Source organism: Pseudomonas sp. ICMP22404 (assembly GCF_006227205.1).
GTDB lineage: Bacteria > Pseudomonadota > Gammaproteobacteria > Pseudomonadales > Pseudomonadaceae > Aquipseudomonas.
The window spans coordinates 326,041-337,781 of record NZ_VCNG01000002.1 but is presented as its reverse complement, the minus strand read 5'-3'; the positions used below and the strand labels follow the sequence as shown (position 1 = coordinate 337,781).

The following is an 11,741-nucleotide window of genomic DNA, read 5'->3' as shown; positions in this document are numbered from 1 at the left end:
GGCCGTATGCGGTAGTGCCGCACGTACGGACCTGTGCGGGGGTGGCAGGTCACGGCTACCTCTACTGCGGAAACTTCCGACAGTTCTCTGCGTCCATCACCCGCATGGCCACACTGGCTGACAGCGGCCGCATTGATATGGCACTGGTGGAGAAAGAGCTGGAACGACTGCGCACGGATTCGGCAGATACCGACCGCCTAGGACGTCGCGCACAAAAACACCACTCACTCACGGAGCACCATGCGCTACTTCAATTTCTGCATTTAAGAAACAGATCCTTAACGCAGATCAACATAGCGACTCTCACTCCGGCCCTATCCTCCCTCAGCACCAATCTTCGCTGAGACCTGAGAGGCAGGGATGAATGACCTAACCGGCAAGTGGCTTAAACGAGGGGCTCTGGGGAGCTTGGCTCTCATGGCCGTCCTGGGTGCCTGGTATTTGTTCAAACCCGCCCCTGTAGACCCCGATTTCGCCACCGGCAACGGGCGGATTGAAGCCACCGAAGTCGATGTAGCGAGCAAACTGGCCGGGCGTATCAGCACCATTCTGGTGGCCGAGGGCGAGCAGGTCGTCGCCGGTCAGGTGCTGGCGCGCATGGATACCCAGGCGTTGCGAGCCGAACTGCTCCAGGCCCAGGCCCAGTTACAGCGGGCCCGTACCGCCAAACTCACCGCAGCCGCGCTCGTCGCGCAACGGGAAAGCGAAAAGGTTACCGCGCGGGCGGTGGTTGCCCAGCGCCAAGCTGAATTGATTGCCACACAGAAGCGCTTTGCCCGCACGGAAATCCTCGTGAGCCGCAACGCCCTCGCCCGCCAGCAGCTGGATGACGACCGCGCGCTGCTCGACAGCGGTCAGGCCGCGCTGGCGGCAGCCAACTCACAAGTATTGACGGCCCAGGCCGGGATCGAAGCCGCCAAATCTCAAGTCGAGGAGGCCCAGGCCAGCATCGAGGCGGCAGCCGCGACCGAGCAACGCTTGCAGGCGGACCTGGCCGATACCGAGCTCAAGGCGCCTCGCGATGGACGGGTGCAATACCGCATCGCCGAAGAAGGCGAAGTAATTCCCGCTGGAGGCAAGGTCCTGAACCTGGTGGACCTGAGCGACGTGTACCTGACGTTCTTTTTGCCGACTCAGCAGGCCGGTCGGGTGGCTATCGGCAGCGAAGTGCACGTGATCATTGATGCCGTGCCGCAATACGTGATCCCTGCCACTGCCAGCTACGTGGACAGTGTTGCGCAATTCACGCCGAAGACGGTGGAAACCACCAGTGAACGGGAAAAGCTGATGTTCCGTATCAAGGCGCGGATAGACCCCGAACTGCTGCGCAAGCACCTCAGCCAGGTGAAAACCGGCGTACCTGGCGTGGCCCATGTTCGGCTGAACCCTCAAGCCCAATGGCCAGCAGCACTGAAAATCAAGGTGCCAGAATGACCGACGGGTTCGCTTGGGCAGCACGCCTGCAGGACGTGGGGTTGCGGTACGGCAAGACCATCGCCCTGGACAGCGTCACAGTGGATATTCCCGCCACCGCCACCGTCGGCCTGATCGGCCCGGACGGTGTCGGCAAGTCCAGCCTGTTGGGGTTGATCGCAGGGGCCCGGACCGTACAGCAAGGACGCCTGACTGTGTTGAACGGCGATATAGCCAACGCCCGTCATCGTGAAGCCCTGTGTCCCCGCATTGCCTACATGCCACAGGGTTTGGGCAAGAATCTCTACCCGACCCTGTCCGTACTTGAGAACCTGGATTTTTTTGCCCGCCTGTTCGGGCAGGGCCGGCATGAACGTCGGCAACGCATCGATGCCTTGTTGGCGAGCACCGGGCTGACCCCTTTTGCGGATCGCCCGGCAGGTAAGTTGTCGGGAGGCATGAAGCAGAAGCTGGGGCTGTGTTGTGCGCTGATTCACGACCCCGACCTGCTGATTCTTGATGAGCCCACGACCGGCGTCGATCCCTTGGCGCGTAATCAGTTCTGGGCGTTGATTGCCGACCTGCGAACCCGCAGGCCCCATATGAGCGTGCTGGTGGCCACGGCCTACATGGAAGAGGCTGAGCGCTTCGATCACTTGCTGATGATGGACGCCGGCAAGGTATTGACCTGTGGTTCACCTGCGCAAATCCTCCAGCGAACCGAATGTCAGGACCTGGAAGCAGCGTTCATCGCCCTGCTGCCACCCGACCGTCGACGGGGCCACACACCGCTGGTGATCACGCCGCGCGTCGAACACTCTGGACAGCCGGTGATCGCCATCGAGGCCCGGAAACTGACCTGTCGCTTCGGCGCATTCACAGCAGTGGACAGCGCCAGTTTTCGCATCGAGCGCGGAGAGATCTTCGGTTTCCTGGGCTCCAATGGCTGCGGCAAGTCCACCACCATGAAAATGCTGACCGGCTTGTTACCGGCCACCTCCGGGCAGGCCTGGCTGTTCGGCAAGCAAGTCGACCCGAACGACCTCAAGACCCGACAGCGGGTGGGGTACATGTCTCAAGGCTTCTCCCTCTATAACGAGCTGACGGTACGGCAGAACCTGGTGCTGCATGCGCAGTTGTTCCATGTACCCAGGGATGAAATTGACAGCCGCGTCCACGAGGCCGCCGAACGTTTCGGCCTGAAACAGAACCTTGACGACCTTCCCGACCGGTTGCCGTTGGGTATCCGCCAACGCCTGTCGCTGGCCGTGGCGCTGATCCATAAACCCGACGTGCTGATCCTCGACGAGCCCACCTCTGGGGTAGACCCCATCGCTCGTGACACTTTCTGGCAGCACTTGCTCGACCTGTCGCGCAATGACGGTGTGACTATATTCATCTCCACCCATTTCATGAACGAGGCGCAGCGCTGCGACCGAATATCATTCATGCATGCCGGACGGGTACTGGTCAGCGGCGCGCCCGAGCAACTGATCATTGAGCGGGGGTTGGCCAGCTTGGAGCAAACCTTCGTTTCATACCTGGAGCAAGCCGCCGGCAGCGAGGCAACCCCAGCGCAGTCCGAGAACCCGAGCAAGCAATCACCCGGTATCGAAACGCCGCCCGAGGCACCCTCCAAGTCGCGCCGCAACAGCTTCAGCGGCCTGCGAATGCTCAGTTACGCCCAACGCGAAACCATGGAAATCCGCCGCGACCCGATCCGCCTGACATTGGCGGCGCTGGGCACGGTATTGCTGATGTTCATCATGGGTTACGGCATCAGCCTGGACGTCGAAGACCTGTCGTTTGCGGTCCTGGACCGAGACCAGACCACCACCAGCCTGGCCTATGTCCGCAGTTTTTCCGGGTCGCGCTATTTTATCGAACAACCCGAGCTGCTTGACTACGCCGACCTGGAGACCCGCTTGCAAAGCGGTTCAATCACCCTGGCGCTGGAAATCCCGCCCAATTTCGGCCGCGACCTCAAGCGCGGCCGCCAGCCCACGGTAGCCGCTTGGGTGGACGGTGCGATGCCCATGCGCGCACGCACGATAGAGGGTTATGTCAACGGCTTGCACAGCGGCTACCTGGCAGAGCTCGGCTATAACGGAGCGGCGCTGGCCAACGTGGAAGTGCGTTACCGCTACAACCCGGATGTGGAAAGCCTGCAAGCCATGGTGCCGGCAATTATTCCGCTGTTGTTGATGATGATCCCGGCCATGCTCACTGCATTGGGGGTGGTACGGGAAAAGGAGATGGGCTCGATCATCAACCTGTATGTCACGCCCGTGACCCGGCTGGAGTTCCTACTGGGAAAACAGCTGCCCTACGTCGCCATGGGCATGCTCAACTTTTTACTGATGTGTGCCTTGGCCGTCTGGGTGTTCGGCGTGCCGCTCAAAGGCAGTCTCTGGGTGCTGAGCCTGGGGGCGTTGCTGTATGTCGGCACCTCCACGGGGTTGGGGCTGTGGTTGTCGACGTTCATGAACAGCCAGATTGCGGCCGTCTTCGGCACCGCCATTGCCACCCTGCTGCCGGCCATTCAGTTTTCCGGATTGATCAACCCCGTTTCCTCACTGGAGGGTTTCGGCGCCCTGGTCGGCAAGGTGTATCCCACCGCGCAGTTTCTGACGATCAGCCGAGGGGTGTTCTCAAAGGCGCTGGAGTTGCAGGCGCTGGCGCCTTATTTCCTGCAACTGCTGGTGACGGTGCCGATCCTGATTGGCCTGAGTGTGCTCTGCCTGCACAAACAGGAGCGCTAGCCATGCACAGTCTCTTGAACATCCTGCGCCTGGGCATCAAGGAGTTCCGCAGCCTGTACCACGACCGGGCGATGCTGATCCTGATCGTCTGGGCCTTCTCGTTCGGCATCTACACTGCCGCCTCGGGCATACCCGAGGCGTTGCACCACGCGCCGCTGGCTATCGTCGATGAAGATCACTCGCAACTCTCCGAACGATTGAACGCGGCTTTTCAACTGCCCTACTTCTTGCCTCCAGCGAAAATCAACAGCCAGCAGGTCGATGCGGGCATGGACAGCGGTCGTTATACGTTCGCCCTTGATATTGCGCCTGACTTTCAGCAGGACGTCCTCGCTGGACGCCGTCCAAGCCTGCAGCTCAACGTCGATGCCACCCAGATCGGCCAAGCCTTCACAGGCGCAGGCTATATCCAGACCATCGTTGCCACTGAAGTCGGCAAATTCGTCCAAAGCTTGCGCGATGCTCCACGCCCCCCGATGGGCTTGGCCATGCGCATGCAGTTCAATCCCAACCTGACCCAGGCCTGGTTCACCTCGGTGATGCAACTGATTGATTACATCACCATGGTGTCGATCATCCTCACGGGTGCAGCACTGATTCGAGAACGTGAGCACGGTACCCTGGAACATTTGCTGGTTATGCCCCTACGGGCGTTCGAGATCATGTTGGCCAAGGTCTGGTCCATGGGTCTGGTGGTGCTGCTGGCCACCGCTTTTGCCATATGGGTGATCGTCCAGGGCTGGTTGGCCGTGCCCATCAGCGGCTCCATCGGCTTGTTCCTGCTCGGCACCGCGCTGCACTTGTTTGCAACCACCTCCATCGGTATCTACCTGGGCACCGTGGCGCGCTCCATGCCTCAATTAGGGCTGCTGAGCATTTTGATCCTGCTGCCGCTCCAGTTGCTTTCCGGCGGGGCCACTCCACGCGAAAGCATGCCGCAGCTCGTGCAGAACCTGATGCTGGCCGCCCCCACCACACACTTCGTCAGCTTCGCCCAAGGCATTTTGTACCGGGGTGCGGGACTGGCGATTGTCTGGCCGCAATTCCTGGCGATTGCTTCGATCGGCACGCTGTTTTTCATAGCGGCATTACTGCGATTTCGCCGTGCAATCTCGCAGATGGCTTGAGGCTCCGTGGAAAAGCCGATTACCGCGTTGTGTGCTCGCTTGAGCCTTATTGATTTAGCTCAATGTCACTGCGTCGCTCAGGCGTAAAAAAAGCAGGCCGGGTATTTAACGGCTCCGCGTTTTCCACCGTTGCATGGAGGATCCTGAAATGAGCGACTTGAGCCTGCGAAACACTCTTCTCGAAGCACTCGAGTTCCAACCTGATATCAACGCCGCAAATATAGGCGTGGCCGTGGACAACGGCGTCGTCACCCTTTCTGGACACGTCAGTAGCTTCGCCCAGAAAATCAGCGCGGAACGTGCCGTCAAGGGCGTCAAAGGGGTGCGCGCCGTGGCTGAGGAAATACAGGTCAGACCGAACCAGAACTCCGGTACGACAGATGACGTCATTGCCAATCGCGCGCTGAACATTCTCAACTGGAGCTCCGATGTCCCTGAAGGCGACATCAAGCTGGTCGTGCACAATGGCTGGGTCGCTCTGGAAGGTGAAGTGGATTGGCAGTACCAGAGGGAGGCTGCTGAGCGAGCAGTGTTCAAACTATCCGGCGTGGTGGGTGTGAAAAACCGACTCACCCTACGACCACAGGCGGATGCAGGCGATATCCAGCGTCGTATCGAGGATGCCCTCAAGCGCAGTGCCGAACTCGATGCCAAACAGATTCACGTCAAGGTCGACGGCGATGTGGTAAGACTCGACGGCAAGGTCCATTTATGGAGTCAACGCCGATCAGCGGAGCGGGCAGCCTGGTCTGTGCCTGGAGTCAGAGAGGTGGACGATCATTTATTGCTGGTCTGACCGGGGCTGCGAAGCGCCGCGTGCCTCCCATCTTTGTGACTGGCTTGAAGGATCGCAACCCATCGCTGAATCGACAGCCGGTAGGATTTAGGCGACAAAAAACAGGCACGGTTCTGAGTCGGTCTTCTATGCTTGCTCCAATTAAAGGAATTTTTCCCTATGGTCGAGCTGGAATCGCGCCTTTTGAAGGTACATGCCCTCCGAACCGCTTGCTCAAACTGCAGCGTGCTGGAACTGTGCCTGCCAATCGGCCTTACGGGCGATGAGGTCGAGCGCCTCGACACCCTGATCACCCAGCGGCTCAAGGTCAAGAAAGGCGCGGCGCTGTATCGCACCGGCGACCCATTGCGCTCGTTGTATGCGGTGAGAGTGGGCTTCTTCAAGACCAGCGTTCTTTCGGTAGACGGTCGCGAGCAAGTCACCGGTTTCCAGATGCAAGGCGAAATGCTCGGCCTGGACGCTATCAGCAGCGATCACTACGCCTGTAATGCCATTGCCCTGGAAGACAGCGAAGTCTGCCCGCTGCCTTTCAACCTCCTGGAAAAACTGGCCCACGACCTACCCTCGCTACAACACAACCTGAACAAGCTCCTGAGCCAGGAAATCGTGCGCGACCACAGTATGCTGTTGATGCTCGGCAACATGAGCGCCGACGAACGCCTGGCGGCGTTCCTGTTGAACCTGTCGCAACGGCTCAGTATGCGCGGCTATTCCTCGCGGGAGTTTGTCCTGCGCATGAGCCGAGAGGCGATCGGCTCCTACCTGGGCCTGCGCCTGGAAACGATTTGCCGGGGCATCGCCCACCTGCGCCAGGAGGAACTGGTGGACATGCGTGGACGCAATGTCACGATCCTGGACCTGCCCGGGCTCAAGCAGAAGGTCGCCGGTTGCCACCGTCATGCCGAGCTGTAATGCCTGCCTTGCATCACATCTGATCTACATCAATACCCCCTTGCGCCTCCAGGCCGACATTAAGACGTAGCGTTCGAACCTTTGTATCGACGAAGGTTACCGAACCTCCCGTCTCATGGAGGCTTAGATCATGGCAACACAACTGCACGGTACAGAACCGCTCGTCCCGACCGTCAAACCTCATCCTCTGGCTGGCAGTTTGCGCAAGGTCGAGCCCCGACGCCTGTCGCTGAGCCTGTTGGTCGCCCTGGTTGTCGGCTCGATGATTGGCAGCGGCATCTTCAGCCTGCCCCAGAACATGGCGGCCAGCGCCGGCGCCGGCGCGATCCTGATCGGCTGGCTCATCACTGGCGTGGGCATGCTCTCGCTGGCCCTGGTTTACCAGACGCTCTCCAACCGCCAGCCGGAACTGGACAATGGTGTATTCGCCTATGCTCGTGCGCTGGGCGGCGAATTCCTGGGGTTCAATTCAGCATGGGGCTATTGGATCAGCGCCTGGATCGGCAACGTCAGTTACCTGGTGATCCTGTTCGCTGCCCTCAGTTACTTCTTTCCGGTATTCGGCGAAGGCAACAACAAAGCCGCGATTGCTGGCGCGTCCGTCGTGTTGTGGGCGCTGCATTGGATGATCCTGCGCGGAATGCGCACCGCCGCCAAAGCCAACGCCATGACCACAATCGCCAAAGTGGTGCCGTTGCTGCTGTTCATCGGCCTGGTCATTGCCGGCTTCTCCAAGGACACCTTTCTGACGGATTTCTGGGGCGCACCGGCACTGGGCAGTACGCTGGACCAGGTCAAGAGCACCATGTTGGTGACGGTCTGGGTGTTCATTGGTATCGAAGGCGCCAACGTATTTTCTGCCCGGGCAGCCGAGCGGGCTGATGTCGGCCGAGCCACCGTGATTGGCTTCATCCTGACATTGCTGTTGCTGATCGCTGTTTCCCTGTTGTCGCTGGGCATTCTCAGGCAACCCGAACTGGCCGCCCTGAAGAACCCTTCCATGGCAGGAGTGCTGGAAGTGGTTGCCGGGCCCTGGGGTGCTGTGCTGATCAGCATCGGCCTGATTGTGTCGGTGGGTGGTGCGTTGCTGGCCTGGACGCTGCTCGCGGCCGAATCGGTGTTCACCCCAGCCAAGGAAAAGGTCATGCCCCGACTGCTGGCCAGCGAAAATCAACAGGGCGCACCTGCCAACGCGCTGTGGATCACCAACGGCTGCATTCAACTGTTCCTGTTGCTGACCTTGTATTCGAGCGCCAGCTACCTGGCCCTGATTTCACTCGCCACCTCGATGATCCTGCTGCCTTACCTGTTCAGTGGCCTGTATGCACTGAAAATGACCTGGCAAGGCCAGACCTACGCCGGTCATCGTGGGCTGCAACTGCGCGACATGGCCATCGCCGTGGTCGCGACGGGCTATTGCGTCTGGCTGCTCTACGCCGCCGGCCCCCGGTACATGCTGCTCAGCGCCCTGCTCTATGCCCCCGGTTCGCTGATTTACCTGAGCGCTCAACGGGCCAGAACCGACCGAGCCCTTAATGGCTTCGGCTGGAGCCTGCTGCTGGTGATCTGGGTGGCAGCCATCTTTGCCGGTTGGATGCTCTGGTCCGGCCAGCTGTCTTTGTAGGTTCACAGGCGTGCATTGACCCGTTCGGCAACGGTGCCTGGCGATGGAGCCTGGCGCCCCCCGGACATCACCAAAGAGGAATATCCAATGTCCAATTCAGTGAAAAAGATGCCGGTCCACACCGACCAGAAAGTCCAGCATTCCGCCAGGACAGATACCTGGCATCCGCTGGAAAAACTTCGTCAGCAGGTGGATCACCTGTTTGAAGATTTCAACCGGGGCACAGCGCTCTCAACCTTCAGCCGCGGACTGTTCGATGTAGAGCCCTTCTGGCGCCGTGAGTTCTCCGCCAGCCTGCCGGCAGTGGACATCAGCGAAAAGGAAAAAAACTTTGAAATTACCGCCGAGCTGCCTGGCATGGATCAGAAAGACATAGAGATCCGCCTGGCCAACGGCAACCTGATCATCAAGGGGGAAAAGAAGGAAGCCAAGGAAGAAAAGAAAAAGGGTTATCACCTGTCCGAACGCCACTACGGTTCCTTCGAACGCGTGTTCAGCCTGCCAAAAGGCATCGATAGCGACAAGATCGAAGCCCAGTTCAGCAAGGGCGTGCTGACGCTGACACTGCCGAAAAAACCAGAAGCAATCAAAGCGGAAAAGATCGTACCGATCAAGTCTGACTGACTGCTTTGAAGCCTGCCCCTCGCCGGCCAACGACGAGGGGCTTTTTCATGCCTGCGCCGATTGACCGAACAAGTTTGTGTCATGCCCGCTCGAAGGCGATCGTTCAGAGTTCCACGCTATCGCGGTACGCCGGCACCGACACCGACCAACCCAGCTCGTCACAGATCCGGTGGCGCAAGACATCGGACGCATTGGGCTCCCCATGCACCACATAGGTTTGCCGTGGCGGCGTCTTGAAGCTTCGCAGCCATTGCATGATTTCGTCGGCATCGGCATGGGCCGACAGTGTTTGCATAGGCACGACTTCAGCATTGATCGGTACATCCTTACCGTGGATGCGCACCGCAGGCTCGCCCGCCACAATCCTCGCGCCTCGCGTACCGCCGGCCTGGAAGCCGGGCATCAGCAGGGTGTTGATGGGATTGGGCGCCAGGCTCTTGAGGTGATGCAGCACCCGTCCCCCGGTGGCCATGCCACTGGCGGCGATGATCACCGCCGGGGTGCGCTGCAGGTCCAGGGCCATGGAATCCTTGACCGAGCGCACCGGGTGGGCGATGTGGCACATGCCTTCGCACTCCTCCCGGGATAAACGGTGTTCATCAGCGAAGCGCTGATACAGCCGGGTCACGTCGATGGCCATGGGACTGTTGAGGTAGATCGGGATATCAGGGATCGCCCGGCGTTGTTTCAGGCGATACAGGTGATACATCAACAGTTGAGCGCGACCGACCGTGAACGAGGGCACCAGGGTGATGCCCCGGCGCAGCGCGGTGCGGGTAATGACCTCGGCCAATTGATCTTCCGGCGATTCATGCGGATGCCGACGGTCGCCGTAGGTGGACTCCACCAGCAGGACATCTGCCTGCTCGATGGCTTTCGGCGCGAACATCACCGGATCCTCGGGCCGGCCCAGGTCACCTGAACAGACCAGCGTCACGCCACCGGCCTGAACCTGAACGGTGGCGGCGCCCAGGATGTGCCCGGCGCGGCGCAGCAGGATCGCGATGCCCCGGGCGATCTCCAGCGAATGTTCGAACGCGACCGGACGCAATAGTTTGAGCGCCCGTTCGGCATGTTCACGGGTGTACAGCGGAAAGGCCGGCGTGTGTTTGGAGAACCCCTTGCGATTGGCGTATTCGGCCTCTTCTTCTTGCAAGCGGGCACTGTCGCGCAACAGGATTTTCACCAGCTCACAGGTCGCGGGTGTGGCGTAGATGGGGCCGCGATAGCCATTGCGCACCATGACCGGCAAGTATCCACTGTGGTCCAGATGGGCATGGGTCAATACGATCGCATCCAGGTCCTGCATCGGCAGTTCGAAGGGATCCCAGTTACGCAGGCGTAACTGCTTGTAGCCCTGAAACAGACCGCAGTCGATCAGGATGCGCTGTTCGTCATGTTCCAGCAGGTACTTGCTGCCGGTCACAGTGCCTGCGGCCCCGAGAAAAGTCATGCGCATAGCGGTGCTCCTGGACAAACGATGGAAAGCTATTGATCGCATTGTTCACCCAGGCGGCCGGTGACTTGCGTCCACCACTCGGTCGCCAGGGCTGACTTCGTCAGACCGCCAGGACACTGCACTGCACCTGATACAGGATGTGCTCTGTCGTGCTGCCCAGCAGTCCAAACGGATCATTGTGCTGGGAGCGGCCCATGACGATCACATCCACGTCATGCTCCAGAGCAAACTCACTGAGCGCCGAAACCGGATGACCCAGCAGAAACTGCCTGCGTTCGGCAGGCACACCGAACAGGTTGGCCAGTTCCAGAAAGGATTTCTCCAGGCTTCTGCGCAATTCCTTGCTGAGCTGCGACAGCGACACGCCGCCGCCCCCTACATCTCCCAGATAGACCGACGACCCGTCGTAGGCATGAGCCAGGTGCAACTGGGCGTCACATTGCAGTGCCAGGCCAAGTGCCTGGCGGATAATCCGGTCGTTAAGCCCGCTGTTCTGTGCAAAGGCGCTGGAAGGGTCCACAGCCGCGACTATTTTGCGCGGCAAGGCGTGACCGGCCGCGCCCACCATGTACAACGGAACGGAGCATTTGCGCAGCAGTTGCCAATCCAGTGGGGTGAAGAATGCGCGCTTGAGCAGGGACTCATGCTGGACCTGCTTGATCAGCAAGTCAGGCTGGAACTGCGAGACGTGCTGCAGGATCTGTTCACCCATGGTCTCGGCCCAGGCTATTTCGGTGGTGACACGCAAGCCCCGGTGCCGCATTTTGTCGGCCTCTTCCTCCAGCCAATTGCGCTGGTCCTGAAGATAGTTCTGCCGCGCCTCTTCACGAGGTTCCTGTTCGAGCAGCGACAAGATATCCAGCGAAGGAATCAATGCGGTGACATGCAGATGCGCTTCGCTGGCTGCCGCCAGGGCCGCGGCGTGATGAAGGACCGGTGAATATCTTTGCGCCGGGTTGAGGATCAGCAGCAGGCGTTGATACTGGCTCATGATGGTTCTCCGGAGACAGGCTCTAACGCCACG

Annotated in this window: 9 protein-coding genes and 1 pseudogene; 8 read left to right on the top strand and 2 right to left on the bottom strand. The window is 60.0% G+C overall.

All coding sequences use genetic code 11. From position 1 onward, the window contains the following. Positions 1 to 65: 65 nt before the first annotated feature. The 8 genes and pseudogenes from FGE05_RS30040 to FGE05_RS05275 all read left to right on the top strand — a co-directional run. Positions 66 to 173, top strand: a pseudogene (locus tag FGE05_RS30040) (hypothetical protein); the annotation flags it as partial. 244 nt (positions 174 to 417) lie between these two features. Continuing rightward, complete coding sequence (locus FGE05_RS05305) at positions 418 to 1,434, top strand: HlyD family secretion protein (RefSeq protein WP_373682430.1); 1,017 nt, start codon at positions 418 to 420, stop codon at positions 1,432 to 1,434. Beyond that, a complete protein-coding gene (rbbA, locus tag FGE05_RS05300) occupies positions 1,431 to 4,175 on the top strand; it encodes a ribosome-associated ATPase/putative transporter RbbA (RefSeq protein WP_139642147.1) in 2,745 nt (914 codons plus the stop codon). Before FGE05_RS05305 ends, rbbA begins: the two co-directional genes overlap by 4 nt. A 2-nt stretch (positions 4,176 to 4,177) precedes the next feature. Continuing rightward, entirely contained in the window at positions 4,178 to 5,302 is a 1,125-nt protein-coding gene (locus tag FGE05_RS05295; protein WP_139642145.1) for an ABC transporter permease, read from the top strand. Between the two features lie 148 nt (positions 5,303 to 5,450). After that, positions 5,451 to 6,098 carry a BON domain-containing protein gene (locus tag FGE05_RS05290; protein ID WP_139642144.1) on the top strand — a complete coding sequence of 216 codons (648 nt, stop codon included), beginning with the start codon at positions 5,451 to 5,453 and terminating at the stop codon, positions 6,096 to 6,098. A gap of 159 nt (positions 6,099 to 6,257) precedes the next feature. Next, the gene (gene fnr, locus FGE05_RS05285) at positions 6,258 to 7,010 is read left to right on the top strand and encodes a fumarate/nitrate reduction transcriptional regulator Fnr (RefSeq protein ID WP_139642142.1); all 753 of its coding nucleotides are present in this window, start codon (positions 6,258 to 6,260) and stop codon (positions 7,008 to 7,010) included. Positions 7,011 to 7,140: 130 nt separating this feature from the next. Further along, a complete protein-coding gene (gene arcD / locus FGE05_RS05280) occupies positions 7,141 to 8,634 on the top strand; it encodes an arginine-ornithine antiporter (RefSeq protein ID WP_139642140.1) in 1,494 nt (497 codons plus the stop codon). A gap of 87 nt (positions 8,635 to 8,721) precedes the next feature. Continuing rightward, positions 8,722 to 9,258 (top strand): Hsp20/alpha crystallin family protein, encoded by a 537-nt coding sequence (locus FGE05_RS05275; protein WP_139642137.1) that lies wholly within the window; start codon positions 8,722 to 8,724, stop codon positions 9,256 to 9,258. A gap of 103 nt (positions 9,259 to 9,361) precedes the next feature. Here the strand turns inward: FGE05_RS05275 and FGE05_RS05270 are convergent, their stop codons facing one another. After that, positions 9,362 to 10,717, bottom strand: a complete 1,356-nt coding sequence (locus FGE05_RS05270) for an MBL fold metallo-hydrolase RNA specificity domain-containing protein (protein WP_139642135.1) — start codon at positions 10,715 to 10,717, stop codon at positions 9,362 to 9,364. Positions 10,718 to 10,817: 100 nt separating this feature from the next. After that, complete coding sequence (locus tag FGE05_RS05265; RefSeq protein WP_139642133.1) at positions 10,818 to 11,708, bottom strand: universal stress protein; 891 nt, start codon at positions 11,706 to 11,708, stop codon at positions 10,818 to 10,820. Positions 11,709 to 11,741 lie beyond the last annotated feature (33 nt).